Origin of the sequence: Mangrovicoccus sp. HB161399 (assembly GCF_013184745.1) — a bacterium.
Taxonomy (GTDB): domain Bacteria; phylum Pseudomonadota; class Alphaproteobacteria; order Rhodobacterales; family Rhodobacteraceae; genus Mangrovicoccus.
The window spans coordinates 1-20285 of the sequence record NZ_JAATVU010000091.1; the positions used below are offsets into that span (position 1 = coordinate 1).

Below are 20285 nucleotides of genomic sequence, written 5' to 3' on the forward strand. Positions count from 1 at the left end.
CATCGCGGCCGGGATTTCCGGGGCGATCCAGCACCTTGCGGGGATGAAGGACTCCAAGGTGATCGTGGCGATCAACAAGGACGAGGAGGCGCCAATCTTCCAGGTCGCCGATTACGGCCTCGTCGCGGACCTCTTCGAGGCGGTGCCGGAGATGACAGGGAAGCTCTGAGCCCCCGGGACGGAGACAGTCAAAGGCCCCCGAGGGGGCCTATTTTTCATGCCGGGGAACGGAGCGGCCGTCCTGCCGGCGTTCCCCCGTCTTCCCTGATCCCGCTTGCCGACGGGCGGCGGCGGCTGCGCAAATCGGCTTGCTCCGGCGCCGCATATCCGCCACCTGTGGGCCCGGAGGGCAGCAACCGGGAGGAACCGATGACAATGCCGATCCAGCTCGCGCAGACCGACAGTGGCGGCTCCTGGCTTGCCGATCCGGTCCACCGGGCCTTCCTGGCCGCCGATGCGCGGGCGCAATTTGCCGTCTTCCGGCCGTCGCTGCGCAGCGACGGCGGATTCGACAGTCTCGGCCGCGACGGCGCGCCGCTGCCGCGAGGACCGCAGGAACTGCACGCCACCACGCGGATGGTGCATTCCTTCGCGCTCGGCCACAGCTGGGGCGCAGCGGATTGCGCGCCGGTGATCGAGGCCGGGCTGGACTTCCTGGCGGACCGGCACCGCGACCCGGTCCATGGCGGATATGCCTGGTCGGTCTCGGAGGAGGGCATCGCCGACGGCACCAAGCTGGCCTATGGCCATGTCTTCGTGCTGCTCGCCGCCGCCAGCGCGAAGACTGCCGGCTTCGCCGCCGCCGATGCCCTGCTGGCCGATATCGCGGAGGTGCTGGAGACCCGGTTCTGGGACGCGGCGCACGGCCTCTACCGCGACGAGTTCGCTCGCGACTGGCAGCCCTTCTCGGAGTATCGCGGCATGAATGCCAACATGCATGCGGTCGAGGCGCATCTGGCGGCCTTCGAGACGACGGGCGAGCGGCTCTGGCTCGACCGGGCGGGACGGATCCTGGATTTCTTCGTGACCCGCATGGCGCCGCAGCATGGCTGGCGGCTGCCCGAGCACTACTCCGCGGACTGGGAGGTCGACCCGGACTATGCCGGCAATCCGATGTTCCGGCCGCGCGGCACCACGCCCGGCCACTCGCTGGAGCTGGGGCGGCTGGCGCTGCAGCACTGGGACCTGGCCGGCCGGCCGGCCGGCGGCATGCCCGACCGCGCGCGGCGGCTGATCGAAACCGCGCTGGCCGAGGCCTGGCTGCCGGAGGGCGGGCTGGCCTACACGCTGGGGCCGGGCGGCAAGGTCGATGTGGCGGACCGCTACTGGTGGCCGGTGACCGAAGCGATCGGCGCGATGGCGACGCTGCTGAAGCTCGGCGGAGGGGCGGAGGACGAGGCTTGGTACCGCAGGCTCTGGCAGTTCGCGTCGGCGCATTTCATCGATCCTGCGCGCGGCGGCTGGATCCCGGAGATCGACGCGGCGGGACGCCCGGCAGAGACGCAATTCCGCGGCAAGCCGGACATCTACCACGCGCTGCAGGCCGCGCTGTTTCCGCTGGTGCCCTCGGTCACGCGCCTGCAGGAGGGGCTGGCACGGCTGCGGGATTGAAGCGCGGCGGCCGCTTTTCCAGGAAGGCGGCCATGCCCTCGCGCTGCGCCGGCAGGCCGTAGAGCGCGTGGTACATCACCCGCTCGTGGCGCAGCCCGGCCTCCAGCCCCATCTCGTCGGCGGCATTCACCGCCGCCCGCGCCATCCGCACGATGTCGCGCGGATGGGCGGCGATCATGGCCGCCATCTCCGCCGCCCGCGCCTCCAGCGCATCTGCGGCAATCACATCCGCCACCAGCCCGATGCGGAGCGCCTCGTCCGCGCCGATCATCCGGCCGGTCAGGATCATCTCCATCGCCTTCACCCGCCCGACCAGCCGCGCCAGCCGCTGGGTCCCGCCGATGCCGGGGATGCAGCCGATCTTCACCTCGGGCTGGCCGAATTTCGCCGTGTCCGCAGCGAGGATGATGTCGCAGAGCATCGCCACCTCCATCCCGCCGCCGAGCGCATAGCCCGAGACGGCGGCGAGTTTCGGGATCTTCAGCGCCGCGACCCGGTCCCAGCCCGCGAACCAGTCCGCCGCCTGCATCGAGGCGTAGTCCTGGCCCGCCAGCTCGGCGATGTCGGCCCCGGCCGCGAAGGCGCGGGGACTGCCCGCCAGAACCAGGCAGCCGATGCCCGGGTCGGCGTCGAAGCGCGTTGCGGCGGCCAGCACCTCCTCCATCACCCGCGTGTTCAGGGCATTGAGGCATTCGGGCCGGGCAAAGCGGATCGTGGCGACGCGGCCGGTGACGGTTGCGGTTATGGTCTCGTGCATGTCAGCTGTCCCATATTGCGCCATAGGCGGGAATGCCCAGGGTTTCGAGCTCATGCACCACGCGGCGCGTGAGCTTTCGGTTGGAGATGACGATCACCGCCTCGGCGCCGGTCTCCCACACGGCCTCCAGCGCCAGGGCGGAGAGGTCGGGCTTGCCGTCGCGGTCGGTGTCCCAGATCAGCGGATGCGCCGTCGCGGTCTCGATCTCGTCGACCAGCGCGTCGCCATAGGTGCGCCGCGGCGAGCGCGCCGACCAGATCAGCCGGGCGGGCACGGCGCCCTTCAGCAGGTGCGGTAGAACCGGGCCTATGCCCGAGCCGGTGGCGACATAGACCACGCGGGAGAACAGCGTCTCGATCCGGGCGACGCCCGAGGTGGTGATGCCCTTTACCCAGACATGCGAGGGCGGCTGGTCGACGAAGCCACCGGTCCAGTCGCCCGCCCGGCTGATCGCCAGCCGGAAGCCGGACTCGCCCGGGGCGGGGATGTTGGCGAAGGCGTGGTATTCGCCGAAGGGGCTCCGCGAGATCGCGGTGGAGCTGCCCGCGAACGGCGTCTCGCCATAGTCGAAGCGTGCGACCGCGGCATGGCCCGACGGCGTGTCGACCGCCACCCGGACCCGGCGCAGGCTCAGCCACGGAGAGATCACCGACAGGGTCAGCAGGGCCAGAAGCCAGATCGGCGGCGCCTCGCCGGTCTCGGCGGACAGGCTGATGGATTGTGCCCAGAAAAGCCCCATGACTGTCCACCCTGCGAAACGATGGACGCGTTCGAAGAGGTTGTGGAACCGGTCGCGCAGCGGACCGAGCGCGGTGGCCACCATCGCAGCGAGCAGGAGCAGGATTGCCGCGGTCAGCCACAGCGTCCGGTCCGAGGGCAGGGCATCGCCCGCCAGCCGGTTCCAGCCCATTGCCCAGAGCAGCAGGCCGAACCAGAGCGTGCCGCAGGAGGCGGCGCCCGAATGCAGCCCGCCGAAATGGTAGACCTTGCCAGCGCCGCGGCGGAGCCAGAGCGGCCAGGTGACCGGGATCCGCGTCGCCAGCCAGAACAGCGCATTGATGACGCGCTGCTGCCGGATCAGGATCGCCAGCGCGAAATTCGCCAGCGCCAGGTCGGCGATCGGCGCCAGCGCCCATCCCATGCCGTCGGCGAAATGGCCCATCTGCCAGCCGCGCCAGAGGATCCACAGGTTGGCCATGGCCACGAGCGCGGCGAGGCGGCGGTATTCCATCAGTGCCGGATGCCGGGCGATGCGCCGCCAGGCGACGCGACCGGAAGCGGGGGAGAAGGCCTGCGCGCTCATGCTGCCGCCTCCTTTTCCGCAGCCGCGGCGAGGCGGGCGATCCCGGCCAGCGCGCGCTTGTCGATCTTGCCGCGCGGCGTGCGGGGCAGCTCGTCCAGCGCGATGATCCGCTCGGGCAGGCAGTAATAGGGCAGGCGGGCGGAAACCTCGGCGGCCGCCGCTTGCGGGTCGACCGTTGCCGGACTGACGAACCCTGCCAGCGTGCGGCTGTCGAGCTTCACCGTCGCGGCGCGGCGGCAGCCCGGCGTGGCCTCCAGCGCGGCGGAGACCCCGTCTAGTTCCACCCGGAAGCCGCGGATCTTCACCAGGTCGTCGACCCGGCCGAAATGCTCCAGCTCGCCGTCCGCGGTCCAGCGGCCGAGGTCGCGGGTTCGGAACATCAGGTGGCCGGGGCGGAACGGGTCGGGGCGGTAGCGCTCGGAGGTCAGCTCCGGGTTCGCGAGGTAGCCCGCCGTGACGCAGGCGCCGCCCGCCCACATCTCGCCCTTCTCGCCGATCGGCAGCGGCTTCAGCGCGTCGTCGAGGATGTAGACCGTGTTGTTCGGCGTCGGGCGGCCGATCGACAGGACCGGCTTGCGGACATCATGCGGGGCGGCAGTGTTGACGATGGTCGTCTCGGTCGGTCCGCAGGAATTGACGAATTCCGCCTGCAGGCTCCACAGGTCGGCCAGCGGCCGCGGGCAGGGCTCGCCCGCCACGGCAACGGTGCGGATCCGGCGGCAGCGCGCGGGGTCGAGCGTGGCGAGGATCGAGGGTGTCGCGACCAGGATGTCGACGGACGCGGCCGTCTCCTGGATGTCGCGGCCGCGGATTGCCAGCGTCGCGCCATTGGCCAGCGCGCCCAGGGTCTCCCAGCCAGCCATGTCGAAGGCGATGGACAGGATCTGCCCGACCCGCAGCCCCGGGCGCATCCCGAGGTCGCCCGGCGCGGTGAGCAGCACATTGGCAAGGTTCGCGTGGGTCACCTGCACCCCGTTCGGCACGCCGGTCGTGCCCGAAGTGAAGAGCACCATCGCCCGGTCCGACGGCCGCGCGGGCTCCATCGCCGGGATGCGCAGCGGGGACGGGTCGGCCATCTCGCGGTCGATCTCGATCAGCCGCTGCCCGTCCAGCGGCACCTGCGGAGCATGGGCCGCGGTGGACAGGATGACCTTGGCCTGCGTCGCGCGGGCCACATGCGCCAGCACCGCCTCCGGCGCGACGCCGACATGCTGCGGCACATAGGCGGCACCGATCCGCAGCACCGCCGCAATGCCGACGATCATCTCGATGGAACGCGACAGATACAGGCAGACCGCATCGCCGCGGCGCACGCCGGCGGCATGGAGCTTCGCCGCCAGCCGCGCGGAATGGAGGTCGAGCATCGCGTAGCTGAGGCGGCGGATGCCGTCCTCCGCCGCGACCGCCTCGGGCTGCACCTGCATCTGGTGCGCAATGGCGGCGGCGATCGTGGGGAAGCGCGGCGCGGCCGACGGGCCCCAGCCAAAGGCGGCAAAGCGCTGCGCATCTTCGGCGGACAGCGCCTCCAGCCCGGGAATGGCGGGACGCGGGACGGCAGGCTGCAGGGAATCAGGGGGAAAGGCGGAGGCCATGGCGGCGGAAGTCTGGAGCTGCATCGGAAATTCCTTTCGTCGGGTCAAGTCGTGCAATCTTGATAATGGGAAATTTTCCCAGTACAAAATCAACAGCGATCACCCCGCCTGACAGCCCCGTGCGGCGGCTGAAACAAAAGCTGACAAGGCTCTGGAAACCCATAGGATGTCCTGCGTGACCGACCCGGCATCAGACCCGTTCGAAACCGCGCTTGCCGCGCTGCTGGCCCCGCTCGCCGAGGCCATCGTCGCCCGCGGCCTGCCTCTGGGCGCGGTGACCGAGGCGCTGAAGGCGGCGCTGGTGGCCGCCGCGGTGAAGGCCGATGGCGAGGCAGCCAGCGACAGCCGGGTCAGCCTGCGCACCGGCGTGCACCGCAAGGACGTGAAGCGCCTGCGCGGCGAAGCCGGGACGAAGCCGCCGCCTGTGACGGCCGCCGCCATGGCGGTCAGCCTCTGGGCCTCCGGCCCGGGCTGGCAGGACGCCGACGGATCCCCCCGCACGCTGGCCCGCGCGGAATTCGACGAACTGGCACGCGAGGCACGGGCCGACATGGCGCCGGGCACGGTTCTGGCGCTGCTCGCCGACCAGGGCGCCGTGGAGACCCTGCCCGGCGGCGGCTACCGGCTGGCTGCCCGCGCACTGGTCCCGCAGGCCGGATCGCCCGCGCAGGTCGCCGCCTATGCCGCCACGCTGGCGCCGCACCTGTCGGCGGCAACGCAGAACCTGACCGCCGCGCCCGGTGCGCCCCGGCATTTCGACCGCGCGCTGCGCTATTCGCACCTCTCCGATGCGTCGCTCACCCGCCTGGACGCGCTGGCCCGCGAAGGCGCCCAGGCACTTCTCGAGGCGCTCGACCGCGAGGCGCGCGTCCTGCAGGCCGGCGATGCCCCGGCCGGGGGACATGGCCGTTTCGCCTTCGGCGCGTATAGTCTTCCCGTACCGGGCGAGTCGGAGGAGGATGGATGACGCGGCTGGCACCCTGTCTCGCCGTCTGCCTCGCGCTTGCCGCCATGCTTCCGGCGGGGGCGCAGCCCGAGGCCGAGCGCGAGGGCGGCATCATCGGCACGGGCATCTCCGGCACGATCACCGCGCTCGGCTCGATCATCGTGAACGGCCAGCGCATTGCCATCGACCCGGAGCAGCCGGTCCGCGACGGGCTCGGCCCGGAAACTGCGGCAGGGCTGCGCCCCGGCCATACCGTCGCCGTCGTGGCGGAACCTGAAGGCGGCGGCTGGCGCGCGCGCTCGATCCGCAAGGTGCTGCCGCTGGCCGGGCCGGTCTCCCGGCTGGGCAACGGCCGGTTCGAACTGCTCGGCACCACAGTGCTGGCAGGCGGCATGGCCGGCGGGCTTGCCGAGGGTGACTGGGTGGCGGTCAGCGGGCTCTGGCGCGCGGGGCAGGTAATCGCCTCGCGGCTCGACCCGGTGCCGCCGGAGCAGCGCATCGCCCGGGTCATGGGCTCGGCCGAGCCGGTCGAGGGCAGCACCGACCTGATGGTCGGCGGCACCCGGATCAGCGGCATCGCCACCAGCCATCTGCAGCCCGGCGAGGTCATTCTCGCCACCGGGACGCCGGCGCCGGGCGGGATGTCGGCGCGGACCATCGCCAAGGGCCTGTTCTCCGAACCGGTGGGCGCGGTTCTGGCCGAGGGCTACCTGTCTTCGCCCGGGGGCTCTGGTATCTACACGCTGCTGGGAAGCGGGCTGGTGGCCTGGACGGACAATCCCGGGATGATCGACCCGACGGGGCGGATCCTCCGCTGCGGCATCGACGGGGCGCTCCAGCCGCAGGACCAGAGCCCGGACGGTCCCTTTCCCTGCCGATAGGAGCAAGGCAGCCGACGGTCGGCCGAGGTCTGCCGGAAGCAGCCATTCCGGAATCGGTCGAACGGCCCGTGCCCGGTCGAGGACATCGAAGCGAGGCCGATGGCTGCGCGTGCCTGGCGGAGATTGCTGCGTTCCAGCTGCGGCAGTTCCCGAACTCCGGATCGCTTCTCGGCGGGGCTGCCTCGCCAGATGCATCCGCTCCAGATTGCGGCGGCAGGAACGCGGCTTCCGGGCAGGTACGGGCTCTGCCCCCTGATAGAGACGACTTTCGGAGTGATGCTGGCGGATCATCGCGGCCACGGCAGCAACGGCGGCAGCGGCAGCGCAATGGCGATGAAGAATGGGCCGCAGTCAAGGACGGGAAATCCGCCGCCAAGGTCCGGCCGCAAGATCCGCAAGGGAAATCCGGAAGGAATGTGCCAAGTGTTCCCATGGATCGCGCCCGATTGCGAACGGCGCAGGCTGGCGGGCCGCGCAGGGCAATGCGGAGCCGCCGGCCGGCACGCCAGCTCCGGCATCGCGCTCCGGCTCGCGACTTGCGATCGGCCCGCTGGAACAACCTTCCGGCGCCGGTCGGGTGCGAGGGATCACCAAGGCACCGCATCACAGGCGATCCCGCGCCGCACGGCAGCCCGCCGGGGCCGCCCCGCCGGTCGATCGCGCTGCCGGGCAGGAGCGGGTTCAGCGCAGCAGGGCGGCGGTCACGCAGTCCAGGACCCGCGCCAGATCGGCAGGCGCGATGCGGATCTGCAGCCCCCGCTGGCCGCCATTTACATAGATCGCCCCATGCTGCGCCGCGCTGTCGTCCAGCACCGTCGGCACGGACCGCTTCTGGCCCAGCGGACTGACCCCGCCGACCTTGTAGCCGGTCTGGCGCTCGGCATCCGCGGGCTTCATCATCTTCGCGGATTTCCCGCCAAGCGCGGCGGCCAGCTTCTTCATGTTGACCTCGCCATCGGAGGGCAGCACCGCGCAGGCCGGCTTGCCGTCGAGCTCGACCATCAGCGTCTTGAAGACCTCGCCGGGCGACACGCCCATCGCCTCGGCCGCCTGCAGCCCGACGCGCTCGGCGCCCGGATCGTAGTCGTAGCTGGCCAGCTCGAACGCAACCTTGGCGCGCAGCAGCGCCTGCGTGGCCGGGGTGCTCTTGGCCATGTCCTGTCCTTTCGCGGTCGGCAGCGGGCGGCGGGACTGCGCCCGTCCCGGGTCTAGCCGCCCACCCGCAGAGGGGCAAGGCGTTGACACCGGCGGCGGGGCGGGCATTGTCGGCCGGGCCGGGGAGGCAGGACATGGGAGGGAAATCCTTGGGAAAGAACGGATTCAAGGCCGCGCTGGCGGAATTCCGGCGGCAGGACGGGCTGTGGTGCACGCTGGCCGATCCGCTGGCGGTGGAGATGATGGCCGGGATGGGCTTCGACTGGATGCTGTTCGATACCGAGCATTCGCCGGTCGATGCGGTTTCGGTCCTGCCGCTGCTTCAGGCCGCGGCCTGCGCGCCGGTCCATCCGATCGTGCGGCCGACGCATCTGAACGCGCCGGAGATCAAGAAGCTGCTGGATCTGGGCGCGCAGACACTGCTGGTCCCGATGGTCGACACGGCGGAGCAGGCCGCCCATGCGGTGGCCTGCATGACCTATCCGCCCAAGGGGATCCGCGGGGTCTCGGGGATGACGCGGGCAACCGGCTTCGGTGCGGAGAAGGGCTATCACGCCCGGGCGTCGGAAGAACTCTGCCTGCTGGTCCAGGTGGAATCCGTGGCGGCGCTGCGCGAGATCGAGGCCATCGCCGCCGTGCCGGGCGTGGACGGCATCTTCGTCGGCCCGGCCGATCTGGCGGCGTCCATGGGCCATCCGGGCAATCCCGGCCATTCCGACGTCAAGGACGCGGTGGTCGATGCCATCCGCCGGATCCGCGCGGCAGGAAAACCGCCCGGCGTGCTGGCCGTCGATCCCGACCTGCATGCCCGCGCGGTGGCGGCCGGTGCGGTCTTCGTCTCGGGGGACATCGACCTCACCGCGCTGAAGAAGGGGCTTCTCGCCGGGCCGGGCCTCGCCGCCAAGGGCTGAACCGGGCCGGGCGGAGGCCGCAAGTGCCGGGGCCCGCCCGGACGCGCCCCGGGCCGGTCAGGCGGAGGGGTGGTCGGACAGGCATTCGCCATGGTCGCGGAGCACTTCGAGCACGCGGCACTCCGAGACCGCGCCGCCGGAACAGGCGCCGATCATCCGCTCCAGCTCGCCGCGCAGCGCCTCCAGCCGGACGATCCGGTCCTCCACCGCCCTGAGCTGCCGCCGGGCGATGGCATCGACATCGGCGCAGGAGCGTTCCGGCGTGTCGGCTAGGCCCAGAAGCTCGCGGATCGCCTCCAGCGGGAAGCCGAGCTGCCTGGCGTGGCGGATGAAGGCCAGCCGGTCGAGCGCCTCTCCGCCATAGCGGCGCTGGCCGCCCGCGCTGCGCCCCGGCTCGGGCATCAGCCCGATCTGCTCGTAGTAGCGGATGGTCTGGACCTTGGTGCCGGCATGGCGGGCCAGCGCGCCGATCGTGTGCATGGCAGGGCTCCTTGCTGCGAGGCAGCGAGAATAGCGCGGAATGCCCCTTGAAGCTACAGTTGCTGTAGGTCCTATCTTCCGTCCCGACTCGGAAAAGACAGAGGCGGAGCGGCAAAATGGCGGATGGAACCCGCAGCATCGAGGAATGGCGCGTCACCGGCATGGATTGCGGATCCTGCGCGGCGAAGGTGCGCGGCGCGGTGGAGCGGCTTCCGGGCGTGTCCGCGGTCGAGGTGACGCTGATGGCCGAACGGCTGCGGCTGGAACTCGATGGCGGGCAATGCAGCCGGGCCGAGGTGGAAACGGCGGTGCGTGCCGTGGGCTTCGGCATCTCTGCACAGGACGGCCCGGCCGAGCGCGTCGCGGGCCGCTTCGTTCTGCCCGATGCCGGCATCGCCCCCGCGGCCGCCCCTGCCGCCGCCGCAGCCGATCCGGCCCCGGCGTCCCGGCTGCCCGGATGGCTGGCCAGCCGCAAGGGCCGCGCCGTGGCGGCGGCCGCGGCGGCGCTGGCTCTCGCCTGGATCGCGGAACTGGCGGCCGGCGGACGCATCGGCGACTGGGCCTTCGCGCTGGCCGCGCTGGTCGGACTCGTGCCCGTCGCGCGGCGCGCCGCGGCCATGGCGCGGGCGGGCATGCCCTTCACCATAGAGATGCTGATGACGATCGCGGCGCTCGGCGCGCTGGCCATCGGCGCGCAGGGCGAGGCGGCGGTGGTCGTCTTCCTCTTCGCGCTCGGCGAGCTGCTCGAGGGGATGGCAGCGGGCAAGGCCCGCGACGGCATCCGCGCGCTGGCCGCGCTGAAGCCCGCGACGGCGCGGCTGGCCGTCGGGCCGCGGATCCGCGAGGTCGCGGCGGACAGCCTCGCGCCCGGCCATGTCGTGCAGCTGCGTCCCGGCGACCGGGCCCCCGCCGACGGCATCGTGACCGCCGGCCGCTCCGGCGTCGACCAGAGCGCGGTGACCGGCGAGAGCGTGCCAGTGGCCAAGGGGCCGGGCGACGAGGTGCTGGCAGGATCGGTCAATGCCGATGCCGAGCTGCGCCTGCGCGTGACCCGGGCTGCCGGGGAATCCGCCATCGACCGCATCGTCCGGCTGGTGGAGGAGGCCGAGACGGCCCGCGCCCCGGTGCAGCGCTTCATCGATCGGTTCAGCCGCTGGTACATGCCTGCCGTCGTCGGTGCGGCGGCGGCGGCCGCGCTGCTGCCGCCGCTGCTGGCCGGGGCCGACTGGCAGACCTGGATCTACCGCGGCCTCGCGCTGCTGCTGATCGGCTGTCCCTGCGCGCTGGTGATCTCGGTCCCCGCCTCGATCGCCTCGGCTCTGTCGGCAGGCGCGCGCCACGGGCTGCTGATGAAGGGCGGCGCGGTGGTCGAGGCGGCGGCACGGACCACGCTGGTCGCCTTCGACAAGACCGGCACACTGACCGCGGGGCGGCCGCAGGTCACCGACCTGCAGCCTGCCGATGCCACGGCCGAGGACCTCCTGCGCCTCGCCGCGGCGGTGGAAAGCGGTGCCAGCCACCCGCTCGGCAAGGCGATCCTGGCAGCGGCGGAGGCCGCGGGGCATGTCCTGCCGGAGGCCGCCGGGGCCGGGGCGATCCCGGGCCGCGGCGCCTTCGCCACGGTGGAAGGCCGGGTCTGGACCGTCGGCTCGCCGCATCTGGCGGCGGAGGCCGGGCTGCTGCAGGGCGCTGCGGCAGAGCGCGCCGCCGGCTTCGAGGCCGAGGGCAAGACCGTGGCGGCGGTCTTCGCGCCGGATTGCCTCGCCGGGCTGATCGCCCTGCGCGACGAGCCGCGCGCCGATGCGGCAGAGGCGGTCGCCGCGCTGAAGGCGATGGGCGTCGGGGCCGTGATGCTGACCGGCGACAATGCCCGGACCGGGACGGCGGTGGCCGGCCGCATCGGGCTGGACTGCCGTGCCGGGCTACTGCCGGAAGACAAGGTGGCGGCAGTGCGGGACATGGCGGCGCGCGAACGCGTGCTGATGCTGGGCGACGGGATCAACGATGCCCCCGCGCTGGCGGCGGCGCATGTCGGGCTGGCGATGGGCTCCGGGACGGATGTCGCGCTGGAGACGGCCGATGGCGCGCTGCTGCGCGACCGGGTCGGCGATGTCGCCGCGATCCTGCGCCTGTCGCGGGCGGCCATGGCCAATATCCGCCAGAACGTCGGCATCGCGCTGGGGCTGAAGGCGGTGTTCCTCGCGACCACGCTGGCCGGGATCACCGGGCTCTGGATCGCGATCCTCGCCGATACCGGCGCGACGGTGCTGGTCACCGCCAATGCGCTGAGGCTCCTGCGCTTCCGCCCGGACCGCGGGGACTGAGCGCCGGGCCGGGGGACGGTTCCCTTCCCGGTCCCTGCCGGAACGGCCGGACCTGGCGCAAGCTGCAGTCAAATGCCGCATTTGCGCCAAGTCATTTATGAACATTCTGATATGAGAGAGTGTTCCGCCGGATCCGCCGCAGAAGAGGCCCGCCATGTCGACCCGAACCCGCCTGTTCCAGGGCCTCGCCATGATCTCCGCCACCTTGCTCCTGCTCGCGCTTGCGGGCGGCGTGCTCTGGCAGGCGGCGCGGGACGGCGCGCTTCGCGCCGCACCGGCCAAGATGCCGAAGGAGCGGCTCTATGCGGTGCAGACCGCCATTCTGGAGCCGGAGGACGTGGTGCCGGAAATCACCGCCTACGGCACGCTGGCCAGCGGCCGGTCGCTGGAGCTGCGCGCGCAGGTGGCGGGCGAGATCACCGCCCTGTCGCCGAATTTCCGCGAGGGCGGCCGGGTCGCGGCCGGCGAGGTGCTGTTCCGCGTCGACCCCGCCCGGCTGGAAACGGCCGCGGCGCTCGCCCGGACCGATCTGGACGAAGCGGAGGCGACCCTGGCCGAGACCCGCGCGGCACTGGATCTGGCGCGGCTGGAGGCGGCCGCCGCCGAGGCGCAGCTCGCCCTCAGGAGCCAGGCGCTGGAACGCCAGGAGGGCCTGCGCGACCGCGGCGTCGGCACCGCCGCGGATGTCGAGGCGGCCGGGCTGGCCCACGCCGCAGCCGAACAGCTGCTGATCAACCGCCGCCAGGTCGTGGCCGGGGACGAGGCGCGGGTGGCCCAGGCGGGCATCCTGCTGGACCGGGAGCGGATCGCGCTGGCGGATGCGGAGAATGCCGTGGAGGACGCGACCTATCATGCGCCCTTCGCGGGGGTGATCGACACGGTCTCGGTCTCGCTCGGCGGGCTGGTCTCGGCGGGCGAGGAACTGGGCACGCTGATCGACCCGTCCGCGCTGGAGGCGGCGTTCCGCGTCACCAACACCCAGTTCGCGCGGCTCCTGGGTCCTGACGGGCGCCTGCCCGCGGCGGAGGTCGCGGTGACGGCGCAGCGCAGCAGCCAGCCGATCCGGGCGGTGCTGGACCGCGCGGGGGCAGCCAATGCCGGCGGACAGGTCGGGCGGCTGCTTTTCGCCCAGCTCGAGGCGCCCGACCCGCGTCTGGTCCGCCCGGGCGATTTCGTCACCGTCCTGCTCAAGGAGGCCCCGCTGCCGGGCGTCGCGGTCATTCCTGCCGCAGCGGCCTCGGCGGACGGGCGCATCCTGCTCGTCGGCGAGGACAACCGGCTGGCCGAGGCGCAGATCCGGCCGCTCAGGCTGCAGGGCGACATGCTGGTGGTCGGCGGCGCGCCCTTCGGCAGCCGCTATGTCCTGGCGCGCTCTGCCCAGCTCGGCGCCGGGCTGAAGGTCGAACCGGTCGCGGCCGCAGCGGAAACCGCCGCGGCGCCGCCCGGGCCGCCACCGCCGGACACCCTGCCGCTCGATGACGCGCGCCGCGCGGCGATCATCGCCTTCGTCGAGTCGAGCACGGCGATGAAGCCGGAGAACCGGGCGAAGTTCCTCGAGGAGCTGTCGCGTCCGGAGGTGCCCCGCGCCACGGTCGAACGGCTCGAGGCCAAGATGGCGGAGGGCCGGTGATGGCGCCGGAGCGCAGCGGCATCCTCGCCTATTTCGCCGGGCACCGCACGGCGGCAAGCTTCGTGATGATCGTCATGCTGGCCCTCGGGCTGATGTCCGTCTCGCAGATCCGCTCGCAGTTCTTTCCCGACGTGGCGGTCGACACCGTCAATGTCACGGTGAAATGGGACGGGGCGGGACCCGGCGAGCTCGACCGCGGGGTGGTGGCTCTGCTCGATCCGGCGCTGCGCTCGGTCGAGGGGGTGACCGGATCGGCGGCGGTCTCCACCGACGGCTCGGCCACGATCACCCTTGCGATGGAGCCGGGCCGCGACCTGGGCCGCGCCACCGAAGAGGTCAAGGCGGCGGTCGACGGGGTGACGACGCTGCCCGCCGGGGCCGAGGCGCCGGTGGTCAAGGCCGCGATCTGGAAGGACAAGGTCACCGAGGTGGTGATCCATGCGCCGATCGCCCCGGACCAGCTCGCGCGGCTCGGCGACGACTTCCTCGCGCGGCTGTGGCGCGCCGGGCTGACCCGCAGCACGGTGACCGGCATCGCCGCGCCCCGGATCGAGCTGTCGGTCCCCGCCGAGGCGCGGCTGCGCCACGACATCCAGCTGGGCGAAATCGCCGATGCGGTGGCCCGCGCCGCCGAGACCCGGCCCGCGGGCAATGTCGCGGGCGGCACCGCGCGGCTCAGGGCCGGGGAGGAGACGCGCGATCCGGAGGCGCTGCGCGACCTGGTGGTGCGGGTCAATCCGGACGGATCGAAGCTCCGCCTGCGCAACCTCGCGCAGATTGCCGAGGCCGGGTCGGATGCGGGCCGCGCCTACAGCTTCGGCGGCGATCCCGCAGTGCTGATCCGGGTCGACCGCACCGAGGGCGGCGACGCGATCGGCATGGAGGCGACGGTGCGGCAGCTGGCGGAGGAGATGCGCGCCGAGATGCCGCCCGGCGGCGACGTGGTGCTGATCAACGCCCGCGCGCGCGACATCACCGCCCAGCTCAACCTGCTCTACGAGAACGGGCTGGCCGGTCTGGTTCTGGTCCTGATCACGCTGTTCCTTTTCCTGTCGGCACGGACGGCCTTCTGGGTGGCGATGGGCATCCCGGTCTCGATGCTGGCCGCGGTGGCGGTAATGCAGGCCGGCGGGCTGACGCTCAACATGATGTCGCTCTTCGGGCTGATCATCACGCTGGGCATCATCGTCGACGACGCGATCGTCGTGGCCGAGCACTCCGACTGGCGCGCGCGGCACCTGGGCGAAAGCCCCGCCTTGGCGCCGGTGCGCGCAGTTCGGCGGATGGCGGGACCGGTCGCGGCCTCCACCGCGACGACGGTACTGGCCTTCGTCGCGCTGTGGTTCATCGGCGGCGAGTTCGGCTCGCTGATCTCGGACATTCCCTTCGTTGTGACCGCCGTGCTGGCCGCCTCGCTGGTGGAAAGCTTCCTGATCCTGCCCAACCACATGCGCCACGCGCTGGAGCACGGGCGGAAGGACAGCTGGATCGACCGGCCGAGCCAGTGGTTCAACCGCAATTTCGAACGCGCCAATGCCGCGCTCTTCGTGCCGCTGATGCGCTGGATCATCCGGCTGCGCTATCCCTTCGCCGCGGCGATGCTGCTGCTGCTGTCGGTGTCGGGCGCGGCGCTCCTGCGCGGCGACGTGCCCTGGGCCTTCTACACCGCGCCGGAGCGGCCCTCGGTCACCGGCAATTTCGCCTTCCTGCCGGGTGCGACCCGCGCGGACAGTGCCGCCTTCGCCGCCGAGCTGGAGCGCGCGGCCGCGGCGGCCGGCGAGAAACTCGCCGGGCCGGACGGGACGCCGCCGCTGGTCCATGTGCTCAGCGAGGTCGGCGGCACCGGCGCGAAGGGGCTGCCGGGCGAGGACACGATGGACCCGGACACGCTGGGCTCGGTCGACATCGGGCTGATCGGCGCCGACCACCGCAACTTCACCGCGCAGGACCTCGTGCGGGCGCTCAATGCCGAGATCCGTCTGCCGCCGAACCTCGCCGTGCTGAGCTTCCGCAGCCAGGGGCTGGGACCGGGCGGCGACTCGCTGTCGGTGAATTTCCACGGCGAGGACGCCTTCGCGCTGAAGGCCGCAGCCACCGAGCTGATCGCCGAGCTGCGCGGCTATCCCGAGGTCACCGGGCTGCAGGACAGCCTGCCCTGGGGGCGCGACGACATGGTGCTGCGGCTGACCCCGGTGGGCGAGGCGCTGGGATTCACCACCGACGGGATCGGCGCGGAGCTGTTCGGGCGGCTCAACGGCATCACCGCGGCGGAATTCCCCGCTGGCAGCCGCACGGCGGAGATCGTTGTGCAGGTGCCCGGCGCCGAGCTGACCGCAGGATTCCTCGAGGACACGCTGATGCGCGCGCCCTCGGGCGCCTGGGTGCCGCTGGGCGAGCTGGTGTCGATCGAGAGCCACCCGGCCTTCGCCTCGATCGCCCGCGAGGACGGGCGGCAGCTGGTCACCGTGACCGGCGCGCTTTCCGAGGACGACCCGGTGCGCGCCGCCGAGATCGCCGCGGCGCTGCGCGGGGACATCCTGCCGCGGATCGCGCAGGCGCACGGGCTGGGCTGGGATCTGGGCGGGCTGGCGGTGCAGGAGGACGACTTCCTCGGCGAGGCGATGACCGGCTTCCTGCTCTGCGTTCTGGGGATCTACCTGGTGCTGGGCTGGGTCTTCGGCAGCTGGTCGGCGCCGCTGGTCGTCATGGCGGTGATCCCCTTCGGCCTGATCGGCGCGGTCTGGGGCCATGCGCAGTTCGGGCTGGCCTTCTCGCTCTTCACGCTGATCGGGCTGATCGGCATGTCGGGCATCATCATCAACGACGCGATCGTGCTGGTGACCACCGTGCAGGACCATGCGCGCCGCATGCCGGTCGCGGCGGCCGCGGTCCGGGCGGCAGGAGAGCGCCTGCGGCCGATCCTGCTGACCACGCTGACCACCGTGCTGGGTCTTGCGCCGCTGATGTTCGAGGAAAGCCGGACCTCGCTTTTCCTCAAGCCCACGGTGGTGACCCTGGTCTGGGGCCTCTCGGCGGGGTTCTTCATCGTGCTGGCGCTGGTTCCGGCGCTGCTGGTGATCCGGACGGATGCAGCGCGGGCGCTTGCCAGCCTGCGGCGGATGCTGCGCGCCGGGGGACGGGCGGGACGGCTGCCGCTGCTTCTCGGGACGGCGGTTGCGGCAATGGCCGCGCTCGACCTCGTCCTGCTCTGGCCGTGGATCGCCGCAGGCGCCGCGCCCGGTCTGCCCCTGATGGCAGCAGCGGCCGGCAATGCCGCGATCCTGCTTCCCGCCGCGATCCTGCTGCAGCGGCGCAGAGCCGCGCGATGACGGAGGCCGCGCGCGCGCCCGATGCGGCGGGGCCCGACCCGGCCACCCGCGGAGAAGAGTCCCGGCCGCAGCCGGATCGGGCCAGCCCGCCGTCCCGGCGCGGTCGCGGGGATGGCCGGCCCTGCGCCGCATCGCCGTCTCGACAGGCGGGCGCTCCGGCGCAAGCTGCGGCCGGACTGCCGGAAAGGTGAGCCGCATGGACCGGATCGAAAGCGATGGCTTCAAGAAACTCCTGCTGGGACTGGCGCTGGCCGCGCTGCTGGCCGGGCTGGGGCTGAAGGCCGCGGGCCTTGCGGGCGCCGCGCACCTGGCCTGGGCAGCCGGGGTGCTGCCGGTTCTGGCCGCGCTGTTGGCCGAGATCCTGCGCAGCCTGATGCGCGGCGAGGTCGGGCTCGACATCGTCGCGGCCCTGTCGATGAGCGCGGCGCTGGGGTTCGGCGAGACGCTGGCCGCGGCGGTGGTCGCGGTGATGTATTCCGGCGGCAGCTTCCTAGAGACCTTTGCCGAGGGCCGCGCCCGGCGCGAGATGCACGCGCTGCTGTCGCGGGTTCCGCGCAGCGCCGCACGGCACCGCGACGGCGCGCTGGAGGAAGTGCCGCTGGACGAGATCGCCCCGGGCGACCGGCTGCTGATCCGCCAGGGCGATGTCGTGCCGGTGGACGGGCGGATCGCCTCCGGGACCGCCTTTCTCGACATGTCGGCCCTGACCGGCGAGTCGCTTCCCGTGCGCCTCGGCGCCGGCGCCGAGGCGATGAGCGGCGCGACCAATGCCGGCGAGGCCTTCGATCTGGAGGCGGCGCGCCCGGCCAGGGCCAGCACCTATGCCGGGATCGTCCGGCTGGTGGAGGAGGCGCAGCGCTCCAAGGCGCCGATGTCGCGGCTGGCGGACCGCTGGTCGCTGGGCTTCCTCGCGGCGACGCTGGCGATCGCCGGGGCGGCCTGGGGACTGGCCGGCGATCCGATCCGCGCGGTGGCGGTGCTGGTGGTGGCGACGCCCTGTCCGCTGATCCTGGCCGTGCCGGTGGCGCTGGTCGCCGGCCTGTCGCGGGCGGCGCGCGAGGGCGTGCTGATCAAGGGCGCGCGGCCCTTGGAGGCGATGGCGCGGATCCGCACGCTGGTGCTCGACAAGACCGGCACGCTGACCGACGGCCGCCCGCAGATCGTCGCCATCGACAGCGAGGACGGCCTTGCCGGGGACGAGGTCCTGCGGCTGGCCGCCGCGCTCGACCAGGCCTCGAAGCATCCGGTGGCCCAGGCGATGGTGGCGGCGGCGAAGGCGCGCGGCCTGTCGCTGCCGGTGCCCTCGGAAGTGGCCGAGATCCCGGGCGAGGGCGTGGTCGGCAGCGTCGGCGGCCACCGGGTCTTCGTCGGCGGCGACGAGTTCGTGGCGCGCCGCGTCGGACGGCACAGCGGCACGCCGCCGGGGCTGGAGGCCGGGTCGGTGCTGGTCGCGGTGGCGGTCGACGGCCACATGGCGGGGCATCTGGTGATGGCCGATCCGCTGCGCGAGGGCGCGGCGGAGATTCTGGCACGGCTGCGCGCCGAAGGGGTGGAGCGCATCCTGCTGGCGACCGGCGACCGCCGCGAGGTGGCCGAGCACGTCACGGAGGGGCTCGGGCTCGACGGGCTCAGGGCCGGGCTGACGCCGGACCAGAAGGTTCTTCTCGTGCTGACCGAGCGCGGCAGCGGGCCGGTGATGATGGTCGGCGACGGGGTCAATGACGCGCCTGCGCTGGCGGCGGCGGATGTCGGCGTGGCGATGGGCGCGCGCGGGGCGGCGGCCTCGGCCGAGGCGGCGGACGTGGTGCTGCTCGTCGACCGGATCGACCGGCTGGGCGACGGGATCGAGATCGCGCGGCGGGCCCGCGGGATCGCGCTGCAGAGCGTGGTCGCCGGGATCGGCCTGTCGGTGGCGGGCATGGCCGCGGCGGCTTTCGGCCATCTCACCCCGGTCGAGGGCGCTCTGCTGCAGGAGGCAATTGACGTCGCGGTGATCCTCAATGCGCTCAGGGCGCTGCGGATCGTGCCGCGGGGCGGACCGCGGACGGGTCCCAGCTGAGGCCGGGGCGGGCAGGGGACCGGACCGCCGGAAGAACACCGGTTCCATGCGGTGGCCGCCCTTGGCCCCGTCGAAAACGGGGAGCCGGCCGGTCCCGGCACGCCGGCATGCCCTCTCGGCCCTGTTCCGCAGCTGAAGGACGAAAAGGCGCAGTCCAGCCAGCGGAACGGGCGGTTGGGCTGCCTATCCGGAGACGCCGAAATCCCGCCGGACATCGAGACCTGCCCATGGTCATTGGTTTCACCGGACATCCTGCCGACCGATCCAGTCTCTGCGAGGGAGCTGCCACCCTTCCGGATTTGCCTGAGAGCAGACTGGCCGGCCGCATACCTTGGCGTGGGCGCCGCGCCGTCCACGCCCGTGGCGCCCGCAGAGGGGCACCGGGCATGGCCAGGCTCCGCACAGGCGGTTCCGCCGTCCTGCCGGATGGCAGCCAACCGGCCCAGCAAGTGCAATTGCGCCCCCGTGACGGCCACTGCCCGTCAGCAGAACCGGAGATCAGCGAGGCGTCGCACCCAATGCAACCGAGGCCGCCAGCGGCAAAGCATGGGCCTTGTTGGCCCCAGAGCGATCCGTATGGATGGCAGCAAGCGCCGGCGCCCGGATCCTGCACCGTTTCCGGCCGCTCTGCCGCAGCGTCCCGCCGCGCCGGGGCAGGGCGCAAACGAGGCGGGACGTCCGGCGAAGACCGCCGCTCGAACGGGTTTGCGGGAAGACGGCCGCAGGGCGCTGTTGGATAAATCAGCTGGCGAGCGCAATCCCCCTTTCCCCGGGCACACTAATCCCTGTGCTAAGGCAACCGGGCTGCCGAGGGCCTTGAAGCGGTGCAGGAATGAGCAGCTTGCGCCATTGACGGTGTGGATGGCCCTTCCAGCGGCATCGCGATGTGCCGGGGCGGGAGCTGCGGAGCCTTCCGCCGAGAGGAGCCATCCATGGAGCAGCCTGTCGCCATCGGCCTCGATCCGGCCAAGGGCGCGTTCCAGGTTCGCGGCGCCGCTGCGGACCGGCGGGCCGCCCTCCGCCGCCGGTTGCGCCGGTCGCAGGTGCCCGGGTTCTCCGGGCGGCCCGAGCCGTGCATGGCCGGAATGGAGGCCCGTCCGTCCGCACATCGCCGGGCGCGGGACCCGGCCGGGCGCGGCCGCGAGGTGCGGCTGATGCCGCCGGCCCATGCGCAGCCGCATGCAAGGCGGGGGAAGGCGACCGCGGCCGGCAGGCAGGCGGCGGGCCCGGATCATGCGGCGCGGGATGTCCCGGTTCGCCAGCGGACACGGACGGCGAACGCGATCCGCGCGCATCTGCCGGAGTTC

At 72.6% G+C, this 20285-nt stretch carries 13 protein-coding genes and 1 pseudogene; 9 read left to right on the forward strand and 5 right to left on the reverse strand.

The window, feature by feature from the left end:
• Together HCC78_RS27990 and HCC78_RS27995 are read left to right on the forward strand one after the other, a co-directional pair.
• Positions 1–169 (forward strand): annotated as a pseudogene (locus HCC78_RS27990) (FAD-binding protein); the annotation flags it as partial.
• 200 nt (positions 170–369) lie between these two features.
• The gene (locus HCC78_RS27995; protein ID WP_253949401.1) at positions 370–1611 is read left to right on the forward strand and encodes an AGE family epimerase/isomerase; all 1242 of its coding nucleotides are present in this window, start codon (positions 370–372) and stop codon (positions 1609–1611) included.
• Here the strand turns inward: HCC78_RS27995 and HCC78_RS28000 are convergent.
• Genes HCC78_RS28000 through HCC78_RS28010 form a run of 3 tightly spaced genes read right to left on the reverse strand, consistent with a single transcriptional unit; the run spans position 1571 to position 5287 of the window.
• On the reverse strand, positions 1571–2368 hold the full coding sequence (locus HCC78_RS28000) for an enoyl-CoA hydratase-related protein (RefSeq protein WP_172332051.1): 798 nt from the start codon (positions 2366–2368) through the stop codon (positions 1571–1573). The genes HCC78_RS27995 and HCC78_RS28000 overlap by 41 nt on opposite strands.
• A gap of 1 nt (position 2369) precedes the next feature.
• Complete coding sequence (locus HCC78_RS28005; RefSeq protein WP_172332052.1) at positions 2370–3671, reverse strand: hypothetical protein; 1302 nt, start codon at positions 3669–3671, stop codon at positions 2370–2372.
• The gene (locus HCC78_RS28010; protein WP_172332053.1) at positions 3668–5287 is read right to left on the reverse strand and encodes an amino acid adenylation domain-containing protein; all 1620 of its coding nucleotides are present in this window, start codon (positions 5285–5287) and stop codon (positions 3668–3670) included. Before HCC78_RS28010 ends, HCC78_RS28005 begins: the two co-directional genes overlap by 4 nt.
• A gap of 151 nt (positions 5288–5438) precedes the next feature.
• Here HCC78_RS28010 and HCC78_RS28015 point away from each other — a divergent pair, with 151 nt between their 5' ends.
• Both HCC78_RS28015 and HCC78_RS28020 read left to right on the forward strand, forming a co-directional pair.
• Positions 5439–6230, forward strand: coding sequence for a DUF6502 family protein (locus tag HCC78_RS28015; RefSeq protein ID WP_172332054.1), 792 nt, complete (start codon positions 5439–5441; stop codon positions 6228–6230).
• A complete protein-coding gene (locus HCC78_RS28020) occupies positions 6227–7090 on the forward strand; it encodes a DUF5666 domain-containing protein (protein WP_172332055.1) in 864 nt (287 codons plus the stop codon). The genes HCC78_RS28015 and HCC78_RS28020 overlap by 4 nt, the downstream gene beginning before the upstream one ends.
• 681 nt (positions 7091–7771) lie before the next feature.
• Here the strand turns inward: HCC78_RS28020 and ybaK are convergent.
• The gene (ybaK, locus tag HCC78_RS28025; RefSeq protein ID WP_172332056.1) at positions 7772–8245 is read right to left on the reverse strand and encodes a Cys-tRNA(Pro) deacylase; all 474 of its coding nucleotides are present in this window, start codon (positions 8243–8245) and stop codon (positions 7772–7774) included.
• Between the two features lie 149 nt (positions 8246–8394).
• On the opposite strand from ybaK, the gene HCC78_RS28030 reads away from it, so the two are divergent.
• Positions 8395–9156: an HpcH/HpaI aldolase/citrate lyase family protein gene (locus tag HCC78_RS28030; RefSeq protein ID WP_253949403.1), complete on the forward strand. Its 762-nt coding sequence runs from the start codon at positions 8395–8397 to the stop codon at positions 9154–9156.
• A gap of 57 nt (positions 9157–9213) precedes the next feature.
• Here the strand turns inward: HCC78_RS28030 and HCC78_RS28035 are convergent, their stop codons facing one another.
• Positions 9214–9636 (reverse strand): helix-turn-helix domain-containing protein, encoded by a 423-nt coding sequence (locus tag HCC78_RS28035; protein WP_172332058.1) that lies wholly within the window; start codon positions 9634–9636, stop codon positions 9214–9216.
• Between the two features lie 116 nt (positions 9637–9752).
• Here HCC78_RS28035 and HCC78_RS28040 point away from each other — a divergent pair, with 116 nt between their 5' ends.
• From HCC78_RS28040 to HCC78_RS28055, 4 genes are all read left to right on the forward strand, one after another.
• Positions 9753–11960, forward strand: a complete 2208-nt coding sequence (locus tag HCC78_RS28040) for a heavy metal translocating P-type ATPase (RefSeq protein ID WP_172332059.1) — start codon at positions 9753–9755, stop codon at positions 11958–11960.
• A 154-nt stretch (positions 11961–12114) separates the two neighbouring features.
• Positions 12115–13590 (forward strand): efflux RND transporter periplasmic adaptor subunit, encoded by a 1476-nt coding sequence (locus tag HCC78_RS28045; RefSeq protein WP_172332060.1) that lies wholly within the window; start codon positions 12115–12117, stop codon positions 13588–13590.
• Positions 13590–16919, forward strand: a complete 3330-nt coding sequence (locus tag HCC78_RS28050) for an efflux RND transporter permease subunit (RefSeq protein WP_172332061.1) — start codon at positions 13590–13592, stop codon at positions 16917–16919. Before HCC78_RS28045 ends, HCC78_RS28050 begins: the two co-directional genes overlap by 1 nt.
• A 196-nt stretch (positions 16920–17115) precedes the next feature.
• Positions 17116–18978, forward strand: coding sequence for a heavy metal translocating P-type ATPase (locus HCC78_RS28055; protein WP_172332062.1), 1863 nt, complete (start codon positions 17116–17118; stop codon positions 18976–18978).
• The last annotated feature ends 1307 nt before the right edge of the window (positions 18979–20285 follow it).

What these genes read in the sequence shown, in the direction of transcription:
- HCC78_RS27995 (WP_253949401.1), top strand. Translation starts at nt 370, where the DNA reads ATGACAATGCCGATCCAGCTCGCGCAGACCGACAGTGGCGGCTCCTGG.
- HCC78_RS28000 (WP_172332051.1), bottom strand. Translation starts at nt 2,368, where the DNA reads ATGCACGAGACCATAACCGCAACCGTCACCGGCCGCGTCGCCACGATC.
- HCC78_RS28005 (WP_172332052.1), bottom strand. Translation starts at nt 3,671, where the DNA reads ATGAGCGCGCAGGCCTTCTCCCCCGCTTCCGGTCGCGTCGCCTGGCGG.
- HCC78_RS28010 (WP_172332053.1), bottom strand. Translation starts at nt 5,287, where the DNA reads ATGCAGCTCCAGACTTCCGCCGCCATGGCCTCCGCCTTTCCCCCTGAT.
- HCC78_RS28020 (WP_172332055.1), top strand. Translation starts at nt 6,227, where the DNA reads ATGACGCGGCTGGCACCCTGTCTCGCCGTCTGCCTCGCGCTTGCCGCC.
- ybaK (WP_172332056.1), bottom strand. Translation starts at nt 8,245, where the DNA reads ATGGCCAAGAGCACCCCGGCCACGCAGGCGCTGCTGCGCGCCAAGGTT.
- HCC78_RS28035 (WP_172332058.1), bottom strand. Translation starts at nt 9,636, where the DNA reads ATGCACACGATCGGCGCGCTGGCCCGCCATGCCGGCACCAAGGTCCAG.
- HCC78_RS28040 (WP_172332059.1), top strand. Translation starts at nt 9,753, where the DNA reads ATGGCGGATGGAACCCGCAGCATCGAGGAATGGCGCGTCACCGGCATG.
- HCC78_RS28045 (WP_172332060.1), top strand. Translation starts at nt 12,115, where the DNA reads ATGTCGACCCGAACCCGCCTGTTCCAGGGCCTCGCCATGATCTCCGCC.
- HCC78_RS28050 (WP_172332061.1), top strand. Translation starts at nt 13,590, where the DNA reads ATGGCGCCGGAGCGCAGCGGCATCCTCGCCTATTTCGCCGGGCACCGC.
- HCC78_RS28055 (WP_172332062.1), top strand. Translation starts at nt 17,116, where the DNA reads ATGGACCGGATCGAAAGCGATGGCTTCAAGAAACTCCTGCTGGGACTG.